The 18743-nt window shown below is 68.6% G+C and carries 15 protein-coding genes; 6 read left to right on the top strand and 9 right to left on the bottom strand.

What is annotated here, in order from left to right:
• Positions 1-61: 61 nt before the first annotated feature.
• The 4 genes from ULB03_RS19255 to ULB03_RS19240 form a co-directional block, all read right to left on the bottom strand.
• On the bottom strand, positions 62-493 hold the full coding sequence (locus ULB03_RS19255; protein ID WP_322484712.1) for a MarR family winged helix-turn-helix transcriptional regulator: 432 nt from the start codon (positions 491-493) through the stop codon (positions 62-64).
• Entirely contained in the window at positions 483-704 is a 222-nt protein-coding gene (locus tag ULB03_RS19250; RefSeq protein WP_145734723.1) for a hypothetical protein, read from the bottom strand. The genes ULB03_RS19255 and ULB03_RS19250 overlap by 11 nt, the downstream gene beginning before the upstream one ends.
• Positions 705-1562: 858 nt before the next feature.
• The gene (locus tag ULB03_RS19245) at positions 1563-2282 is read right to left on the bottom strand and encodes an HD-GYP domain-containing protein (protein ID WP_322484711.1); all 720 of its coding nucleotides are present in this window, start codon (positions 2280-2282) and stop codon (positions 1563-1565) included.
• Positions 2240-2473 (bottom strand): hypothetical protein, encoded by a 234-nt coding sequence (locus ULB03_RS19240; protein ID WP_322484710.1) that lies wholly within the window; start codon positions 2471-2473, stop codon positions 2240-2242. The genes ULB03_RS19245 and ULB03_RS19240 overlap by 43 nt, the downstream gene beginning before the upstream one ends.
• A 480-nt stretch (positions 2474-2953) precedes the next feature.
• Between ULB03_RS19240 and ULB03_RS19235 the strand changes: the two genes are divergently transcribed.
• The 6 genes from ULB03_RS19235 to ULB03_RS19210 all read left to right on the top strand — a co-directional run bounded on the left by ULB03_RS19235 (position 2954) and on the right by ULB03_RS19210 (position 11565).
• Positions 2954-3613, top strand: coding sequence for an MBL fold metallo-hydrolase (locus ULB03_RS19235; protein WP_322484709.1), 660 nt, complete (start codon positions 2954-2956; stop codon positions 3611-3613).
• Positions 3614-3661: 48 nt separating this feature from the next.
• Positions 3662-5713, top strand: a complete 2052-nt coding sequence (locus ULB03_RS19230; protein WP_322484708.1) for a tetratricopeptide repeat protein — start codon at positions 3662-3664, stop codon at positions 5711-5713.
• A 348-nt stretch (positions 5714-6061) separates the two neighbouring features.
• A complete protein-coding gene (locus ULB03_RS19225; protein WP_322484707.1) occupies positions 6062-6622 on the top strand; it encodes a hypothetical protein in 561 nt (186 codons plus the stop codon).
• A 141-nt stretch (positions 6623-6763) separates the two neighbouring features.
• Complete coding sequence (locus ULB03_RS19220; RefSeq protein ID WP_322484706.1) at positions 6764-8707, top strand: tetratricopeptide repeat protein; 1944 nt, start codon at positions 6764-6766, stop codon at positions 8705-8707.
• A 189-nt stretch (positions 8708-8896) separates the two neighbouring features.
• Positions 8897-10762, top strand: a complete 1866-nt coding sequence (locus tag ULB03_RS19215) for a flagellin N-terminal helical domain-containing protein (protein ID WP_322484705.1) — start codon at positions 8897-8899, stop codon at positions 10760-10762.
• A gap of 350 nt (positions 10763-11112) precedes the next feature.
• A complete protein-coding gene (locus tag ULB03_RS19210; protein ID WP_322484704.1) occupies positions 11113-11565 on the top strand; it encodes a flagellar biosynthesis repressor FlbT in 453 nt (150 codons plus the stop codon).
• Positions 11566-11596: 31 nt separating this feature from the next.
• On the opposite strand, the gene ULB03_RS19205 is transcribed toward ULB03_RS19210, so the two are convergent.
• The 5 genes from ULB03_RS19205 to ULB03_RS19185 form a co-directional block, all read right to left on the bottom strand.
• Complete coding sequence (locus ULB03_RS19205) at positions 11597-12631, bottom strand: 3-oxoacyl-ACP synthase III family protein (RefSeq protein WP_322484703.1); 1035 nt, start codon at positions 12629-12631, stop codon at positions 11597-11599.
• A gap of 13 nt (positions 12632-12644) precedes the next feature.
• Complete coding sequence (locus ULB03_RS19200) at positions 12645-13388, bottom strand: SDR family NAD(P)-dependent oxidoreductase (RefSeq protein WP_322484702.1); 744 nt, start codon at positions 13386-13388, stop codon at positions 12645-12647.
• Entirely contained in the window at positions 13381-14715 is a 1335-nt protein-coding gene (locus tag ULB03_RS19195; protein WP_322484701.1) for an AMP-binding protein, read from the bottom strand. Before ULB03_RS19195 ends, ULB03_RS19200 begins: the two co-directional genes overlap by 8 nt.
• Positions 14716-14819: 104 nt before the next feature.
• The gene (locus ULB03_RS19190) at positions 14820-17021 is read right to left on the bottom strand and encodes a prolyl oligopeptidase family serine peptidase (protein WP_322484700.1); all 2202 of its coding nucleotides are present in this window, start codon (positions 17019-17021) and stop codon (positions 14820-14822) included.
• A 320-nt stretch (positions 17022-17341) separates the two neighbouring features.
• The gene (locus tag ULB03_RS19185) at positions 17342-18742 is read right to left on the bottom strand and encodes an ABC transporter ATP-binding protein (RefSeq protein ID WP_322484699.1); all 1401 of its coding nucleotides are present in this window, start codon (positions 18740-18742) and stop codon (positions 17342-17344) included.
• Position 18743: the final 1 nt, after the last annotated feature.

Below are 18743 nucleotides of genomic sequence, written 5' to 3'. Positions count from 1 at the left end.
TCATAGACTCCGGGAAGACGCGCCCCGGCGGCCAACCGCCGCCGGGGACCGCGGCTCAGGCTCAGGCCGTGGCGGACGCCCAGGAGGTGCTGGCCGGTGACCGGCTGGCGGACGGGACGTCGTCGCCATCATCGATGATGGGAACCGCCTGGAGGACGATGCTGTTCAGCGTCCGGCACAGCGTCCGGCCCCGTTCCGTCAGGTGCAGGGTCCGCACCCGGTTGTCATGGTGCAGGGTGCGCGCCTCCACCAGGTCCGAGGCGCGGTTGCCGAACCCCGTGGAGAGGCGGGCCACGATGCGGGAGACGGTGTGCGGCTGCGCCCGCAGCAGCAGGCCCAGTTCCCGCAGGCTGATGCCCTCGTTCTCACAGATGTACAGGAAGCCGCAGGCCTCCTGCAGCGAGAACTGCTCATCCACCGCGCGCATGGCTTCCAAGGTCGCCAGGGGCGCGCTGCGCTGCCGGTGGCGGCCGTCGTTCTGATTAGCTGTCATAGTGATGCATGTTCCCCGTGTTGGAGGCCAGGCGCAGGGACGGCCGCACCTGGGACGCCGCGCGCTGCTTCACCTGAGAAAACGTGAGGTTGGCCTGAGGATACGTGGTCATGATCGGCTCAAAGAGACGACGGATGTTCGCCTGGTGATCACCGGCCGCCACGAAGTCCTCGGCTTCCACTTCAATGACGATGACGCTTTTGATCTTCATATCTGCAAACCCACTTGCTTGGCCGGCCCCTGCACCCTTGGATGCGCGTCCTGGACAGGGCGCGCCCAAAGGCCTGGGGACGAAGCCGCCCGACACCGCCAATCCGCACCCGCCCGCTGGTTCCGCGCGCTGTCGGCGGGAAGGGAACCGCCGATAGTTGCGAAATCAACTTAGGCCATTGCAGAAATGGCATTCACTATCGCTCGGGCCCAACACACCGATGCAATGTCGCAACCAACTCCAGCGTCCCGTCCAAATTTGCCCGGACAGGGGCGCCACCCCTTGGCACTTCAGCCAACTCTTCCTCGGGGCGACAGGAATTAGGTGCGCTTTTGTCGTTATACGGACGACGCGCGGAAAGCTGTCGCTTGCAGGGACGATTAATATGCCGGTTTTGTCGTTTCCTGGCGGAACGATGGGTGCCGCGGCCGAACGCCGATGGGCACGGGGCGGCCCGACATTGGGCCAGGGCGCCCACTCCGCCACCTGAGGGGCCGCAAGCGGGCAACGACCCGGCAGGCCAGGAATTGCGCGGGTTTCAGCCCGCGCAGGGGGCGTGCGCGTCGGCGAGTTTTCCCATCTGGCGCAGCGGAGCCGCCCGGTTCCTTGAAAGCGCTTGCATCCGCCGTTTCAGACAATTGGTCGCAGGCGCCCCTGGCGCCAACGGCACTGGGAAACAGCGGGCAGATCAGCCATGCGGGAAAGCGGAAGGACGGTCGGGGAACGAGACGGCCCCTTAGAGCGAGATACGATCATGTCTGATCGCATCTCGCTCTTAACCTGTTCATGATAGAGCGGATTTACACGATCAGGTGACTACACCTGATCGCGTTCCGCTCTAACGCCGCGGCAACGGGATCACCTGGCCGGCAGCCGCCTCTTCGCGATCCTGCGCCAAGGCCGCCTCCCCCGGGCGCCTTCGTCACGGTCGCGTTCCCGAATGGCGATGAAGTCCTGGATATGGTTCATGAACAACCGCACCAGGCTGGGATCGAAATGAACACCGGCCTCGGCCGCGATGTAGGCGAGGGAGCGTGACAGGGGCCAGGGCGCCTTGTAGGGACGGGCCGACATCAGGGCGTCAAACACGTCCACCAGGGCCACGATACGCCCAGACAAAGGGATGGCCGTCTCTTTCAAGGCCCGGGGATATCCCTGGCCATTCCAGCGCTCGTGATGGCACAGCGCCACCTCCGCCGCCAGGTCGAGCAGCGGCAGGCCGCTGCCCATCAGGATGTCGGCGCCGATGGTGGTGTGGGTCTTCATCACATCCCATTCCGCCGGGTCCAGCGGGCCGGGCTTCAACAGGATGGCGTCTGGGATGCCGATCTTGCCCACGTCATGCAGGGGCGCCGCCAGCGCCAGTTGCGCCGCGAAATCCGCCTCGCACCCCGCCAGCAGCGCCAGATGGCGGGCCATCTGGCCCACCCTGTCGGTATGGGCGGCCGTTTCATTGTCGCGCAAGGCACTGGCGGCGCGCAGGCGATGGATCATCTGCGACTGGGCCTTGTCCAGCAGGGCAAGGGCGTCAACGGTTATGTCCCGCGGCGGCTGGCTTTCCAGACGCGGACCGTCCACCCCCCTCTCCCCATCACCTCTGGAATAAGGGGGGCGGCACGGCGGGTGCGGATCAATGCACGGCGGCGCACCAGGCCGCGCAGGGCCACGGCGATGGCCAGGGTTATGGTCAGCAGCGCGGGCCAGGACCCGATAATCCGGATGGCGTCGCCGCCCAAGGCGACCCCGGCCCGCATCGTGGCAATATCCATAACCCCACTCCCTGTGCCCTTGGGTCGAAGTCTGGGCGGAAGTGCTTAAGGATTCGCTACCAGCGGCACAGACATAGGTCAGATGGCGTACGTCAAAAAGGGCTAACCCCAACGGGGTAGTGGGGAATCTTGGTTTAATTTTCACTCCCGACACAACGGCACTTGAGCGCACCAGGGGCAACCATAATTCCGGCGTGTCACGACCTATTTTTGCAAACTCCCCTAAATTATTTGTCATCATCCGCCGGAATATCCGGAGGGCAGTGCCCTGTGTTGTATTTCTCAGTCTTATCATTGCTTTCACCATGCTCCCGGTCCACCTGGGCCCGCCGGGGCGTCCTGGGGGCGCGCTGCCTGGACCTGGACCGGACGCCGGCGGTCGGGGTATGACGAACCATCACCCACGCCACTGTCGAGGCCAGTCATGCCGGACCAGACCGTTCCCCCGCGTCGACCGCCCCGGGGCCGTCAGCACCGGGCATGCCGCCGCTGAAGGTCGCCATCCTGCCGGTGACGCCCTTCCAGCAGAACTGCTCCATCCTATGGTGTACCGCCACCAAGCGGGCCGCCGTGGTCGACCCCGGCGACGGCGTCACCCAGATCGAGGAGTTCCTGGCGCGTCAGGGACTGACGCTGGAACGCATCCTGGTGACGCACGGCCATGTCGACCATGCCGCCGCCGTGGCCGACCTGATGACCGAGACCGGCGTGCCGGTCGATGGACCGCAGCAAGAGGACAAGTTCTGGATCGACCGCCTGCCGGAGGATGGGGCCAAGTACGGCATGCTGCATGCCAAGCCCTTCACCCCCACCCGCTGGCTGGGCGACGGTGACACCGTGGCCGTGGGCGACGTGATCCTGGATGTGCTGCATTGCCCCGGCCACACCCCCGGCCATGTCGTCTTCATTCATCAGCCGTCGCGCCTGGCCATCGTGGGCGACGTCATCTTCCAGGGCTCCATCGGCCGCACCGACTTCCCCCGGGGCGACCATGCGGCCCTGATCCGCTCCATCCGGGAAAAGCTGTTCCCCCTGGGCGACGACATCACCTTCCTGCCCGGACATGGCGAGCCATCGACCTTCGGGCAGGAACGGCGCACCAATCCCTTCGTCTCCGACCGCGCCGTGGCGCGGGGCTGACCCGGCCCCGCCCCCACCGGACCGGGTAGCCTTTTAAGAAAGTCCCCCATGGCCACCATCGCCGAAGCCCTGAACGAGGCCCTGCGTCACCACCGCGAGGGCGCCTTGGGCCACGCCGAGGTGATCTATCGCCGCATCCTGGAGGTGGCCCCGGCGGAGGGGGACGCCCTGAACCTGCTGGCGCTGCTCTGCCTGCAGACGGGTCGGGGGGACGAGGCGCTGGACCTGGCCGGGCAGGCCACGCGGGCCAATCCCGGCGCCGCCAGCTTTCATGCCACCGAGGCCGATGCCGCCGCCGCGCTGGGGCGCCCGGCCTTGGAAGCGGAATGCCTGGGCCGGGCCCTGGCCTTGGCGCCAGCGGCCGCCCAGGCCGCCGGTTGGCACCGGCGGCGCGGCCGGGCCCTGGCCGTCACCGGAGACATGCCGGCAGCGCTGTCGGCGCTGCGGGCGGCGGCGGCCCTGGCGCCCCAGGACGTGGACACCCTGGACGACCTGGCGGTGATGCTGATCAAGGCCGGCCTGCCGGACGAGGCGGAGGCAGCCTTTACCGAGGTTCTAAGGCGGCGGCCCGACCACGCCGGAGCGGCCCGCAACCTGGTGAGCCTCTGGCTGAACCAGGCTGTCAACCATCTCGACGGCGACCGGCCGGAAGCGGCAGCGGACCTGGCCCGCCGGGCGGTCGACCGGGACCCCGCCCGCCGCGATGGCTGGGCCCGGTTGGGCGTGGCGCTGATGGCGATGAACCAGGCCGAGCCGGCGGCCGATGCCCTGCGCCGGGCCCTGCCCCTGCCCGGCCCTGTGGAGGAGACGGCCGAGATCCTGATCAACCTCGGCTTCCTGGAAACCCGCCTGGGTCGTTTCGACGAAGCGGCGGCAGTGTTGGAGCGGGCCGAGGCCCTGGAGCCCGGCCGGGCGGAAACGCTGAACCATCGCGGGGTGCTGCTGCATGCCCAGGGCCGGTTGGCCGACGCGGCGGAAGTGTTGACCCGTGCCGCCAATGCCGCCCCGGATGACCACCGGCCACTGACCAACCTGGCCACTGTGCTGAAGGACAAAGGGGATGACACCGGCGCGGAGGCGCGCTACGCCCAGGCGCTGGCCCTGGCGCCGGATGACGCCGCGGTGCGCTGGCAGCGATCATTGGCCCGCCTGCTGGCGGGGGATTTCGCCACCGGCTGGCAGGACTATGAGTGGCGCCACCGCACTGGCCAAATGCCGCCGCTGGACCCGGCCCTGGCCGCCATCCCGGAATGGCGGGGACCCGGCGGGGCGACGGGGCCGATCCGCCTTCTGCTGCACGCGGAACAGGGCCACGGCGACACGCTGCAGTTCGTCCGGTACGCCCCCGTGCTCCAGGCGGCGGCGCATTCCCTGGGTCTGGTTCAGATCGGCCTGAGCGTGCAACCGGCGCTGGCCCGGCTGATGGCGATCAGCCTGCCCGGCGTGACGGTGCTGCCGCCCGGTGCGGCGGTCAGCGCCACCGACTGGGACGCCCGCGTCTCGCTCATGAGCCTGCCGTATCGCCTGGGCACCACGCTGGAAACCATTCCCGCCCACTGCCCCTATCTCGCGCCGCCACCAGCGGACGCGTGGCGCGACCGGCTGGCGCGGGCGGTCCCCGGCGGCACGCGAACCGTCGGCTTGGTTTGGTCCGGCGATCCCCGGCCGGACGACCCGGTATCCGCCCTGATCGACCGGCGGCGCAGCCTGGCGCTGGCGACCTTGGCTCCGCTGGCCGCCATCCCCGACGTCCGCTTCGTCAGCCTGCAGAAAGGCCAGGCGGCGGCACAGGTGGGGGGCGCCCCCTTCCCCCTGCTGGACTGGACGGCGGCGTTGGGCGACTTCGCCGACACCGCCGCCCTGCTGTCCTGCCTGGATCTGGTGATCACGGTGGACACGGCGGTGGCCCACCTGGCAGGGGCGCTGGGCCGGCCCGTATGGGTGCTGTCCCGCGTCGATGGTTGCTGGCGCTGGCTGCGCGACCGGACCGACAGCCCCTGGTATCCGACCCTGCGCCTCTACCGCCAAAGGGTTTGGGGTGATTGGGGCCCGACCATCCAACAAGTCGCCGCTGATTTGGCTATTCCGCCAAGCACCTGATAAAATTCAATTTTATACGAAGGCCAGGTTCTCCTTCACGCGGCCGCCACAATCATGGGTGGCACCCGTGCCGGGCATCGTCCTGCACTAACGGTAGAGTTGCGGAAAAAATTTGTGCACCGGCGTCAATTTTGTTAAAGTTGTTGTTGAAAATTTAATTGTGGCGTGAATCCGCCACCCCCGGCCCCCTCGCCATCGCTCTTTCCCTAGGACTTCATTTCCGGAAAGGCCGTCGGCACCAAGGGTGGAATAAGGGGACTGAACCGATGTCTTCCTGGCCTACCCATGTCCCCTTTGCGGGGATGTGGCGAATATTTCGGATTGTCTCCTAACCAAGGACCCGAGTCCATGGCACTGGATGGCGTGTTGAGCACTGGCTCTGCTTATGCCCAGGTCCCCAGCGGGACCGTGGGAACCCTGGCGTATGCCGCCAACGACGCCACGGCCGAGACAAGCGGAGCCAAGGCGGATACCGGAACGGCGGCTGGAGCGGCCTCGGGCGGGGAGGCTGGCCCCCGGCTCTCGGCCCCCGCTTACATCAGCCCTGTCGTGACCTACGACAGTCAGGCGGCCATCGCCATCACCCAGTTCCGCGATAGCGTCACGGGCGCCGTGGATTACCAGATCCCCTCACGGCAGGTGGTGGAACAGTACCGCCTGCGGGCCACCGGCGCGGCGCGCTACCAGGGCGGCAACTCCCGGCTGGCGGCTGAGGTGGATGCACCTTCCAACGACCAGTCGGGAACCGGGACGGCGGCGGCGCCAGCCAGCGGCGGCACTGGTTCGTCAGGTGGCGGGACGGGCGCGGCGCTGTCCAGCGGAAGCACGGGCGGGTCAGGCAGCGCCCTGATCAGTGCCACCGTCGCCGCCGTCACGTTAGGTGCGGCCGCCGTCAATGTGATGGCCTGAGCGCGTCTTTCCATAGGCCCTTCCATCCCAGCGCCCCTGCGCATCCTCGGGTCCTTCCCGCGCGATTTCTTTTGAAACGGCGGGGCCCGGGCGGCCATGCTGCGACCGACGCATGCGCAGCGCCGGGATGGCACGATCACCATGGCTACCGTTGAAGACACGCTGAAGCTGGCGCTGGACCATCACGATGCCGGCCGGCTGGCGGAGGCGGAGGCGCTGTACGGCCGGGTCGTGGCCATGGCGCCCAACCACGTGCAGGCGCTGTACCTGTGGGGGGCGGCGGCCCACCTGCGTGGCGACCATGCCGCGGCGCTGCCCCGCCTGGAACGGGCGCGTTACCTGGCGCCAGAAGCGGCGGTCATCACCGTCCTCCTCGCCGCCACGCACCGGGCCATGGGCGGGCTGGCCACCGCCGAAACCTTGTATCGCGAGGTGCTGGCGGCGGAACCCCGACAGGGCGAGGCCGCGGCCGCCCTCGCGGAAATGCTGGAAGAGCGGGCCAAAGCCCTTCAAGCGCGCGGAGACGCGGCCGCGGCCCTGTCCCAGGAGGAGCAGGCCGTGGCCGTACTGCGGACCGCCGGCCTGTCGCCCAAGCCGACGCTGTGGAACAGCCTGGGCACCGGTTTGCTGGCGGCCGGGCGGCGGGAGGAGGCGATCGCCGCTTTGGAGTCCGCCGTCGCCGCCAACCCGCGCTACGGCGAGGCCCTGTCCAACCTGGGCGCCGCGCTGAAGGCCGCGAAGCGGCTGGACGATGCCGCCGCCCGCTATCGCCAAGCGCTGGCGCTGTTCCCCAAGGTGCCGGAATTGCACACCAACCTGGGGACGGTCCTGGCGGAATTGAACCAACCGGCCGAGGCCCTGGCCGCCTATCAGGAGGCCGTGCGGCTGAACCCGGCGTTCGTGGGCGGTTGGCTGAACGTCGGCATGGGCCGGCATGCGGTGGATGATCTGGAAGGGGCGGCCGACGCCTATCGCCGGGCGCTGGCCCTGGATCCCTCCTTCCATCGCGCCTGGACCGCCCTGGGCGCCGTCCTCTATGAACTGGGGCGGTTCGAGGAAGCGGCGGCGGCGGCGGAAAGGGCGCTGGAGATCCACCCCAGCGGGGTCGAGGCGAATTGGAACCTGGCGCTGGTGTCGCTGCTGCTGGGACGCTACGCCAAGGGCTGGCCGCTCTACGAATGGCGACGCCACAGCCGCACCAACCCCTTGCGCACCTTCGACCGTCCCGCCTGGGACGGCGCGCCGTTCCCCGGCCGCACATTGCTGGTGCATGTCGAACAAGGCCTGGGTGACGTGCTGATGGTCGCGCGGTATCTGCCGGCGGTGGCGGCGATGGGGGGGCGCGTGCTGCTGGAAACGCCGCCGGAGCTGGTCGACCTGATGCAGGATCTGGTGCGGCCCGGCCGGTTGGAACTGGCGCCCACGGACCGGCCGCTGCCCCCCTTCGACCTGCAATGCCCGATCATGAGCCTGCCCGGCCTGTTTAAGGCGGGCATCAGCCCCATTCCGAACCAGGTGCCCTACCTTCACGTTGACGAGCCGCGCAGGGCACGGTGGCGCGATCGATTGGCACAGGCCATGGCCCCGTCGGCCACGACCCGGCAAGCATCGACGCAACAGAGCCTCAAGGTGGCGCTGGTTTGGGCCGGCAATCCCAACTTCACCGGCGACCGCTGGCGCTCACCCCGCCTGCCGGCGTTCGCGCCGGTGCTTCAGGTGCCGGGCGTCCATTTCTTCAGTTTACAGATGGGGGACGGGCGGCGCGACCTGGCGGCCGGCCCCCTTCCCGCCGCCTTCACCGACCTGGCCCCGGATATCCGGGACTTCGCCGATACCGCCGCCATCCTGATGAATGTCGATCTGCTGATCAGTTCCTGCACGGCGCCGGTGCATCTGGCGGGTGCCCTGGGGCGTCCCGTCTGGGTCGTCCTGCCCCGGTCTCCCGACTGGCGTTGGGGCCTGGGGCGCGCGGACAGCGACTGGTACCCCAGCGCGCGGCTGTATCGGCAGGAAACGCGCGGTGACTGGGGCCCGGTCATGCGCCAGGTGGCCGCCGCATTGGCGGCCCGGGTTGATCCATGTTAAGGATCCCTCAACGATTGATCATGTATTGAACGTTGACGGCGAAGGCTGGCGCGACGGTAGCCCCTCGGGGCCTGGACAGAATGTCTAAAATTTTATCAATCGCACCTTGACTCCGCCGCCGAAACAGGTCATCACTTACCGTGTCCGAAAAATTCGGGCGAAACATACCCTCTCCAAAGGAGATTTTTTATGTCTGACGCCGTTCAGCTTTCGTCCAGCATGCGGACCAACCTGCTGCTGCTGCAGCAGACCAACACCGCTACCAGCAAGCTGGAAAACCAGTTGGCGACCGGTAACAAGGTCAACTCCGCCCTTGACGGTCCGACCGCTTTCTTCGCCGCGCAGAGCCTGAATCAGCGCGCGAGCGATCTGTCCACCCTGAAGGATGGTATGACGCAGGCCGTCAACACCATTAAGGCGGGCAGCCAGGGCATCACCTCCATCCAGTCGCTGGTCACCCAGGCCCAAGGCCTGCTGACGACCGCGTATTCCAACCTGGGTACGGACGCCAGCTCCATCGCGACCCGCAAGTCGCTGGCCGACCAGTTCAACGGCATCAAGGACCAGATCGACAAGCTGGCTGGCGACAGCGGCTATTCGGGCAAGAACTTGGTCGCCGGTAACGGCCAATCGTTCGCCGCCACCTCGACCTCGGTCGCCTCGGCCAACTCGATCACCGCGATCTCCAACGCCCGCGTCACCAACATCACCGGCGCCGACACCTATTCGGTGCGTATCTCCGGCACCGGCGCGATCTCCGGCGATGCCGCCGATATCGCCAATGCCGAGACGGCCCGCGGCGTGTTCGGCCTGAAGGTTTCCGGCACGCTGAGCAGCACCACCGGCAACTTCTCCGACATTTCGATCCAGACGCGTGGCGCGGTCGGCCAGACCCGCAGCGTGGTGGTGACGGAAGGCGACGAGTCGCGCACCATCAACTTCTTCGACAACACCCAGGCGGTCTCGAACACGCTGACCACCGCCGGTGTGTCCGGTACGAAGCAGACGTCGACCATCACCATCACCGGTAATGTCGACAAGGGTGACACCTTCACCGCCACGGTCAACGGTACCTCCTTCACCTACACCGCGTCGGCCGGTGACGTGGTGGCGGCGGACTCCGCTACTCGTGAAGCCAACATTGCTGCTGGCTTGGCCGCCAAGATCACGACCGCGACTGCCGCTGGCGGCTCGCTCTCCAGCTTTACGGTCACGGCTCCGACCGCCGGCACCAACAGCTTCACCCTCCAGGCCCCCGGCGCCACGGGTACGGCCAACACCTTCACCCTGGGCACCTCGGCATCCAACGCCCTGACGAAGAACGTTTCCATCTCCTTCTCGTCGGGCACGGTGGTCTCGTTCACCATCGACCGTGCGTCGCTGGAAGCCCTGGGCACGAACGGCAACGGCACCTCCACCATCGAAAAGAACGTGGATGTCTCCGTGACCGCCACGGACCTGAACGGTGTCTCCGTGACCCGTTCTGGTTCCAACCAGCGGGGTGACTCCAAGCTGGCCGATGGTGAGAACGCCTTCTCGTTCAGCACCGGCACCGTCCGCCTGAACGTGGCCGCCAGCGACATTAAGCAGGCTGCCAGCGCCAGCAAGGCGGCGAACATTACCACCGCGCAGACCACCGCGGCGAGCACCTCGAACGACCTGAGTGTCCAGTTCAACCAGGACAACAGCAGCAGCATCACCGTGGCGGCGACCAACATCACCACCTCGGGCCAAGGCCTGGCCATCGACTACGCCCAGAACAATTTCCTGGACCGGGCGGACATCGACAAGGCCTCGGCGCAGCTGACCAACGCCACCAACGTCCTGCGCGCCGCCTCTCAGACGCTCAGCACCAACCTCAACATCGTTCAGACCCGCTCCGACTTCACGAGCGCGTTCAACAACGTGTTGCAGGATGGCGCCGACAACCTGACGCAGGTGGACCAGAACGAAGCCGGCGCCCAGTTGCTGGCCCTGCAGACCAAGCAGTCCCTGGGTGTCACCACCCTGTCCTTGGCCAACCAGGCTCAGCAGTCCATCCTCAAGCTGTTCTAATAGATCAGCGACAGCGTGGAAGTACGGAAGGTGGCGGACGGCAACGTCCGCCACCTTCTTTTTTGTCGCAGCGTTCGGCCAGCAGCGGTTTTTTGATGACCGGACGGGGTCGGCTGCCGTAATTCCTAGAGCGGGTCGCCCGAGGGCGGGCTCGCCTTTGGGCGTGCCTCCGCTCGCGGAGGCGACCCACTCCGTAGCCGGATGTGCGTCCAATAAAACGCAGCCGGCACAGGGGCCCCCGCATGCGAGGAACGCCCCCATCCGTTTAAGGTTTGCCCGCCCGGCCATGAGGCCGGAGTCCCAGCCCGGATCCCGGGCCTGGGACCGCGTTCTAAGGAAGGATTGCTCCCTTGCCGCTGAAACTGGTGCTACGTCCGGGAGAAAAGCTGATCGTCAATGGCGCCGTCATCGGCATCGGCGATCATCCCGTTTCGCTGTTCTTCTACAACAAGGTGAATTTCCTGCGCGGCCGGGAAATCCTGAAGGAGGAGAACTGCGACACCATCGAAAAGCGGCTCTACTTCGTCATCCAGCTGATCTACATCTTCCCCGAAGACGCGGCGACCAACATGGTTCACTTCGCCGCGATCCTGGAAGAGGCGCGCGCCCAGCACCCGGACAAGGCGGCCTTGTTCGATGAGGTGCAGACCCTGGTGCAAGAGGGCAACAACTACCGCGCCCTGAAACTGTGCCGCAAGCTGTTCGACATCAAGGAAACCATGGAGGCGCCCCCGGCGCCCAAGCCGACGGTGGAGGTGGTGCGCCGCCGCCGCAAGGTGGCCGCCCCGTCCGTCGACGAATAAGGCCGGCCGCCCGGCCCAAGCGCGGCCGCCATCAGAGGGGCAGCACCAGGGTTTCGCACACGGCCAGCGGCCCCAAGGTGGCCGCCGCCGTGGCCCAGGACCACCCCACCCCGAACCCCGACAGCAGGACCCGGGCCGGCCCTGCCTTGAGCATCCCGGCCATCGCGTCGGTCAGGGCCAAGGGAACCGAGGCGGAACTGGTGTTGCCGTGCCGGGCCAACGCCAGCACCAGACGATCCTCCGGGGCGCCGATCTTTTGCCCCAGGCGGCGAATCATCATCTCGTTGGCCTGGTGCAGCACGAACCGGTCGACGTCCGCCGCCGTCCAGCCCGCCGCGGCCAAGGTGGCGGCGATGGCGGCCGGCACCTCACGCAGGGTGAAGGCGAAAACCTGAGTGCCGTCCATGAACAGCCGCGCGGGTTGGTCCGGCGCGCGCATGGCCCCCCCCGCCGCCATGAGGTAGGGGGCGCCCGCGCCGTCGGTTCCCAGATCAATGGTCATGGGGGCGGCGGCGGGATCGATTTCCAGCGCCGTGGCGGCGGCGGCATCGCCGAACAGCGGGGCGACGGCCCGGTCATCCGGGTCCAGGAGGCGGGTGGTGGTGTCGCCGACCAGCAGCAGGGCCCGCGCCGGTCGGCCATCCGCCCGTGGCAGCAAGGTGGCCAGGGCCGAGCCTGCGGCCCACAAGCCATAAACATAGCCGGAGCACCCCAGCGACAGGTCGAACGCCGCCGCCGTCTTGGGCAGGCCCAGCCGCCGCTGCATCAGGCAGGCGGTGGCCGGCAGCACCTGATCATGGGTTTGGCTGACGAAAACCAGCAGGTCGATGCTGTCGGCCGGCCAGCCCAGTCCCCGCAGCAGCGCCTGCGCGGCAGGGACCGCAAGGTCGGAGGTGCATTGGTCCGGGGCCGCCCGATGACGGGCATGAATGCCGGTGGCCGTGGCCAGGCGCCGCGCCGCGTCTTCCCCGAAGCGGACGGCCAGGTCCGTGGTGTCTTCCACCCGGGCTGGCAGTGCCGAGACGATGCCCCGCACCGCCACGCCGTTCAACCGGGCCAAGGCCATCACTATTCTCCCCTCAGCAACTGATGCCGCCGTCAACCACCAGGGTCTGCCCGGTGATATAGGCGGCGGCCGGCCCCAGCAGGAAACGCACGACCGGCACGACGTCATCGGCCGTGCCCAGGCGTCCCAACGGAGTGCGCCGGATGATCTGGTCGCGCTGTCCGGCGCTGAGCGTCGACGACATTTCCGTCTCCAGATAGCCCGGCGCCACCGAGTTGACCGTGATGCCCCGGCGCCCCACCTCGCGCGCCAGGGCCCGAGTCATGCCGTCCATCCCCGCCTTGGTGGCGGCATAGGCGGCAAGGCCGGTATAGCCGCGCTGCCCGATGATGGAGGAGATGTTGACGATGCGTCCGCCCGGCGGGCTGGCGCCGGCGGGCCGGCGCAGCAGATGGCGCAGGGCCGCGCGCGCCGCCTGGAGGGCGCCGTTGAGATTGGTCTGGATCAGGGTATCGATTTCCACCTGCGGCAGGGTGGCCAGGATGCCCTCGCGCGCGATGCCGGCGTTGTTGACCAAGCCGTAGAGGCCGCCGGCCCAGGCCGCCGCGGCATCGACGAAGGCCGTCACCTGGGCCGCGTCCCCCACCCGCGCCACCTGGAACAGGAAGCGGTCGCCATGCTGGCCTGTCAGTTCCTCCACCTCCGCCGTGGGGCTGCGGGCGCAGGTGGAGACGCGCCAGCCGTCCGCCAGCAGGGCGCGCACCAGGGCCAACCCCAGCCCCCGGCTGCCGCCGGTGACGATGATGTGATCACTCATGCCGCACCCGCTTCTTTTTGCCCGACGGGGATAATTCCAATTCCGTAACGAATTCCAGCCGCCTTGGCCGCGCGGCCGGTGGCAGGCCGGCCAGGGCCGCCACCACCAGGGGCCGAAGGGCCGCCGGGTCCTGATCGGGGGCCGCCACCAACTGCGCCGTCAGCAGATGCCCGGTGATGGGACTGGCCTGCACGCGCACGGCGGCGTCGGCGATGCCGGGCACCGCCTGGATCAGGGCCTCGACCGCATCCGGCATGACCTTCACCCCGCCGACATTGACCACGCCGTCCTCGCGGCCCCGGAAAAGCACCCGGTCGCCCACCACTTCGACCCGGTCGCCGGTGGCGTACCACCCATCGGCGTCCGTCAGCAGGCGCCCATCGGCCAGGGCAAGCGCCAGCCGGGGCCCCCTGACATGCAGCACCTCGCCCCGGATGGCGAGGTCGGTGCCTTCCACGCCCGTCTCCAGCCAGGCGGCCGGGAAACCGGCCAGGCCATCGGAGACGGCGAACAGGGCCCCCGCCTCGGTGCTGGCATAGATATGGCGCAGCGTGGCGCCGGGAAAGGCCACCGCCAAGCGATCCAGCAGGGTCTGCTCCACCGCCTCCCCGCCCAGGGTCAGCGCCTTCAGTGGCGGCTTCTTCCCCGTCAGCAGGAAGGCCCGCCAGAAGCTGGGCGTGGCACTGATGTGGGTGACGGCGTGCCGCGCCGCGCGCTCTGCCTGGGCCGGCACGTCATGGGCCTCGCCATCGACCAGGGTGCCGCCGCCCCGCAGCACGGTCAGCAGCACCTGCAGGCCGGCGTAGCCGCCTGGATCGAAGGTGGCCAGCCACGTGCACCCCCGCCCGCGCCCCGGCTGGATGCGGGCCGTCAGCCGCGCGAAATCATGGCGCAGGCGCTTGGGCGCCCCGGTGGTGCCGGAGGTTTCCAGCACCAGGGAAAAGCCCGACGCCCAGGCTCCCGCGTCCGTGGCTCCCGCATCCTTGTTGAGGCGCGTCACCGCGCCGTCCGCGTGAACCTGCGCGTCCACCCCCATCGGCACCCCCGCCGGCACCCCTGCCGGCACATCGCCGCCCCGCAGCAGGAACAGCGGAACGTTCGACACGCACGCGGCAACCAGGGCCGTGGCCACGGCCAGCGGCGTGGCCGCCACGGCCGCCACCGGTCCCACGGCACCCCAGCGCGCCCTCAAGTCCTGGGCACGGCCCATCAGGTCCGCACGGCCATACGCCTGCCCGTCCTGGACCAGCCGGCAAGCGGGATCCAGCCAGTCCAGCCTGTCCCCCGGCAGGGGAAGGGTTGGCGAGGGGTTGGGCAAGGACGTCATGGCACCAGGCGGACCCATGGGGGCGGAACAGCGTGAGGAAAAACAGGCCCCTACTATGGGCCACCCGTCCCGCCCGGGACAGCCTTAAAGCATCGGCCCGTTGGTCACTTGGCCGCCGGCGGCAGGGTCATGGCCAATTGGTCGAATAGGAAACCGTAGATGTCGGTCGACAGGGCTACCCGCTCCGCCAGCGAACTGCCATGCCCATGCCCGGCATTGGCGGTGGTGCGCAACAGGATGGGCAGGCCGGCGGGGTCCGCCGCCTGCAGCCGCGCCACCATCTTGCGCGAATGCATGGGGTTCACCCGCCCGTCATTCTCCCCCGTGGTCAGCAGCACGGCCGGATAGCGGGCACCGTCAGTGACGTGGTGATAGGGGGAATAGGCGTAGATGGCGCGGAACTGCGCCGGGTCCGTCACCGTGCCGTATTCGGTGATGTTGAAAGCGCCATTGGGATCCCGCTCGGTGCGGACCATGTCGTAGAGGCCCACATTGCCCACCACGGCGCGGGCCAGTTCCGGGTGCTGGGTCAGGGTGGCGCCCATCAGCAGCCCCCCGTTGCTGCCGCCGATCAGGGCCAGATGGTCGGCATCGGTGTAGCCCCGCTGAACCAGCAGGCGGGCCACGGCGGCGAAATCGTCGAAGACGTGCTGCTTGTTGGTCAGGCGGCCAGCGTCGTGCCAGGCCTCGCCAAACTCCGCCCCGCCGCGCAGGTTGGCGATGGCGTAGATGCCGCCGGCGTCCAGCCACAGCCGCTGTTCCGCCGCCAATTGCCCCGGCGTCAGGCTGATGCCGAAACCGCCATACCCCGTCAGCAGCGTCGGCGCCTTTCCGCCCTTCCGGGCCCCCTTGGGGATGATGAGGGTGACCGGCACCTGGGTTCCGTCCGCCGAGGTGGCGGCATCGCGCACCACCTCGGCATCGCTGAAGTCCAGTCCACCCGTGGCCGTGAGCTTGGTCTCATCCATGCTTTGCCGCCGCTCGTCATAAACGGCGTAGAGCGGCGCCCGCAGATAGGTGGCGACATCGTACAGCACGCGGTCGCCGCCCAGGGGCACCAGCTCGTGGTTGGCCGATACCGGCGGCAGGGGCAAGGGGCCCAAGGGCTGGCCCGTGGCCGGCGCCACCATGGCGACGCTGATCGGCCCGCCCTCGATGCGGCGCAGATAGAGGCGGTTTTCCGTCACGGCCAGGGAGTGGGAGCCCCGGTCGGACAGCAGGGCCGCCTTGCCCTCCGGCACCAGCAGCTTGGCATGGGCCAGGTCCGTATCGCCCGGCGCCAGGCGCAACAGGCGGCCCGCCGGCGCGTTCAGGCGGGAAATCAGGTAAAGCGCGCCGTCCGGCCCGGGCGTCACCGCCACCACCTTGTCGGTGAACCGGGTGACCGGCACCGGCGTGCCGGTGGGCGCGGCCGAGGCCGGCAGCAGGAAATGCTCGAACTCCCCGCCGTCGCCGTTGGCGACGGAGATGACCAGCGGGCCGGTGCCCTCGCGGTTGTCCAGCTCCACCTCCGCGATGCGGGGGAAGTCATGGCCCAGCACATAACTGTCGTTGCGCGGATCGCCGCCCAGCGGGTGCCAGTAGACCTGCATGAAGAAATGGCGGTCCGCCTCCGGCCGCTCCTCACCCGGGTAGCGGGTGTACCAGAAGCCTTTGCCATCGGCGGACCACGCCAGGTCACCCCCGCCGGTGGGATATTGCACGTGGGGGATGACGTCACCCACCTCCGCGCCGGTGGCGGCGTCGAAGACATGGACGCTGCCGTTCTCGCTACCGCCGGTGGACAGGCTGGCCGCCACCAGACGGCCGTCGGGCGAGGGCACGAACCAGTCGACCGAGGTCAGGCCCCGCGGGTCGATCTTGTTGGGGTCGATCACCACGCGGACGGGCAGGTCCCGCGACGGCGTCGTGGCCGTCGAGTCGTCGATCATGACGATTTGCGGCTGTTGCAGGCGGGGATCGGTCAGGCGGGCGAAGAGGTGGCCACCAGCGGCCCGCACGCCGGAATAGCGAATCGGGGTGGCCGCGATGAGGGATGTCAGCCGCGCCTTGATGGCGGCATGCTGGGGCACGGCGTCCAGGTAGACGCGGCTATAGGCGTTCTGATCGGCGGACCAGCGCTTCACGACCGGATCCGACCAATCCTCCAGCCAACGATAGGGGTCGGTGACCACCTGCCCGAAAAAGCTGTCCGTCACCGGCTTGGCCGGTGTGGATGGCAGGCCCACCGCCCCGGCCGCGTTCCCCCACAACCCCGCCCCGATGAGGGCGAGCGCGAACAGGCGGCGGGAAACGGGGCGGACCATGGGCATCTTCCGGAAAAGGGAACGGGCCGCGCAGTGCATCACCGGCGGCCCGTTCTGCCAAGTCCCTTCCATCGCCGGCCGCTCAAATCAGCATCCCGGCTGAAAATGCGCGGTCCCCGATGCCCCGCAAGCCGAGGCCCGGTATCATACGCGCGGCATTTGATCGTGACCTCTCAAATGCCGCCTCAAGCGCCGGCGGGCGCATCCGCGCCCTTTGGCTTCCTCGCTGCGCCCCCCTTTACATGAACTGGGCGGTGCTCGCTCCGGCGCCCGCAGTCGCGGGCTACAGAGGCACGAGTCTCTATCTCGTGCCTCTGGTATCAGGCCTCTTCTTCCGCATCCAGGTGGAACTGCTCGGTATCGCCATCGTAGGCGAAGACCTCGGCATACCGCGCCCAGCTGATCATGGCCTTCAACGTCTCATCCGCCGCCGTCTCGGACATGTAGTCCTCCAGCTCCGTCTCGAAACGGGCGCGGGGGGCACGGTGGTTGGGACGTTCCTGCAGGACGCGCCGAATGTGGCCCGCCAGGGGAATGCGTTGCAACAGATGATCGGCGAACAGCCGCTTGCGCACGTCCAGCTCGGCCTGGGCGAACTGCCGGGCCGACGCCGACAGGCGGATATCACCCTCCACCACCTCGGCGAAGCCCAACATCTGCAGGGTTTCCGCCACCTTCAGCAGGTCGTCCGTGGACATCTGCAGGGCGGAGGAGATGACCGGCAAGTCGGCCACGCCGTTATGCGGCGCGCCGTCCACCAGTTCCATCAGGCCCGCCAGCACGTTGGTCGACACATGGGGCAGTTGCAGGCTGAGGCCCGCCGCCAGCGTCTCGGCCGCGCCGGGGGCCGCCTTGGGACGGCGGGTCATGAGACCGTAGATGTGGTCCACCAGCTGGCGGAAGGCGGGATCGGTGCGCACGCGCGGTTGGGGCAGCGTCACCTCGATCTCCGCCGCGACGCGGCCCGGATTGGACGACATCACCAGGATGCGGTCGCACATCTGCACCGCTTCCTCGATGTTGTGGGTCACCAGCAGCACGGCGCCAATGGCCAGGTGCCCATCCGCCCACAGGTCCAGGAAGTCGGTGCGGACGGTTTCGGCCGTCAGCACGTCCAGGGCCGAGAACGGCTCATCCAGCAGCAGGATGCCGGGGTCCAGCACCAGGGCTCGGGCGAAGCCCACGCGTTGGCGCATGCCGCCCGACAGCTCACGCGGGTAGGCGTTCTCAAACCCGTCCAGGCCGATGAGGTCGATGGCGGCCAGCGCCCGGCGGCGCATTTCCGCCGGGGGCACGCCGCGCGCCTCCAGACCCACCTGCACATTTTCCAGCACGGTCAGCCAGGGGAACAGGGCGAAGGACTGGAAGACCATGGCCACGTCGTTGGCCGGGCCCGACACCGGCTTGCCCGCCACCGACACCTGGCCGGAGGTGGAGGACAACAGGCCGGCGATGATGCGCAGCAGCGTGGACTTGCCGGAGCCGGAGCGGCCCAGCAGGGCCACGATCTCGCGCCGGTCCACCGTCATGTCCACCTTGTCCAGCACCAGGGGGCTGTCCGGGTCGGCGTCATAGCGCTTGCTGACACCGCGCACGGTGAGGATGGGAGCGTTGCTGGACGGCGTGCGCGGGGCCACGCCGGCGGTGGCGAGGTCGGCCGGCGCGTTCACGCCCAGGGGGGTGCCGGCCGCGGCCCGCAGGGACTTCGGGGTCAGGTTCATG

It is taken from the genome of Nitrospirillum goiasense, assembly GCF_034427435.1.
In the GTDB taxonomy this organism is placed as follows: domain Bacteria; phylum Pseudomonadota; class Alphaproteobacteria; order Azospirillales; family Azospirillaceae; genus Nitrospirillum.
This window is presented reverse-complemented; position numbering and strand designations above follow the sequence as displayed.

What these genes read in the sequence shown, in the direction of transcription:
- ULB03_RS19255 (WP_322484712.1), bottom strand. Translation starts at nt 493, where the DNA reads ATGACAGCTAATCAGAACGACGGCCGCCACCGGCAGCGCAGCGCGCCC.
- ULB03_RS19250 (WP_145734723.1), bottom strand. Translation starts at nt 704, where the DNA reads ATGAAGATCAAAAGCGTCATCGTCATTGAAGTGGAAGCCGAGGACTTC.
- ULB03_RS19240 (WP_322484710.1), bottom strand. Translation starts at nt 2,473, where the DNA reads ATGGATATTGCCACGATGCGGGCCGGGGTCGCCTTGGGCGGCGACGCC.
- ULB03_RS19235 (WP_322484709.1), top strand. Translation starts at nt 2,954, where the DNA reads ATGCCGCCGCTGAAGGTCGCCATCCTGCCGGTGACGCCCTTCCAGCAG.
- ULB03_RS19230 (WP_322484708.1), top strand. Translation starts at nt 3,662, where the DNA reads ATGGCCACCATCGCCGAAGCCCTGAACGAGGCCCTGCGTCACCACCGC.
- ULB03_RS19225 (WP_322484707.1), top strand. Translation starts at nt 6,062, where the DNA reads ATGGCACTGGATGGCGTGTTGAGCACTGGCTCTGCTTATGCCCAGGTC.
- ULB03_RS19220 (WP_322484706.1), top strand. Translation starts at nt 6,764, where the DNA reads ATGGCTACCGTTGAAGACACGCTGAAGCTGGCGCTGGACCATCACGAT.
- ULB03_RS19215 (WP_322484705.1), top strand. Translation starts at nt 8,897, where the DNA reads ATGTCTGACGCCGTTCAGCTTTCGTCCAGCATGCGGACCAACCTGCTG.
- ULB03_RS19205 (WP_322484703.1), bottom strand. Translation starts at nt 12,631, where the DNA reads ATGGCCTTGGCCCGGTTGAACGGCGTGGCGGTGCGGGGCATCGTCTCG.
- ULB03_RS19200 (WP_322484702.1), bottom strand. Translation starts at nt 13,388, where the DNA reads ATGAGTGATCACATCATCGTCACCGGCGGCAGCCGGGGGCTGGGGTTG.
- ULB03_RS19195 (WP_322484701.1), bottom strand. Translation starts at nt 14,715, where the DNA reads ATGACGTCCTTGCCCAACCCCTCGCCAACCCTTCCCCTGCCGGGGGAC.
- ULB03_RS19190 (WP_322484700.1), bottom strand. Translation starts at nt 17,021, where the DNA reads ATGGTCCGCCCCGTTTCCCGCCGCCTGTTCGCGCTCGCCCTCATCGGG.
- ULB03_RS19185 (WP_322484699.1), bottom strand. Translation starts at nt 18,742, where the DNA reads ATGAACCTGACCCCGAAGTCCCTGCGGGCCGCGGCCGGCACCCCCCTG.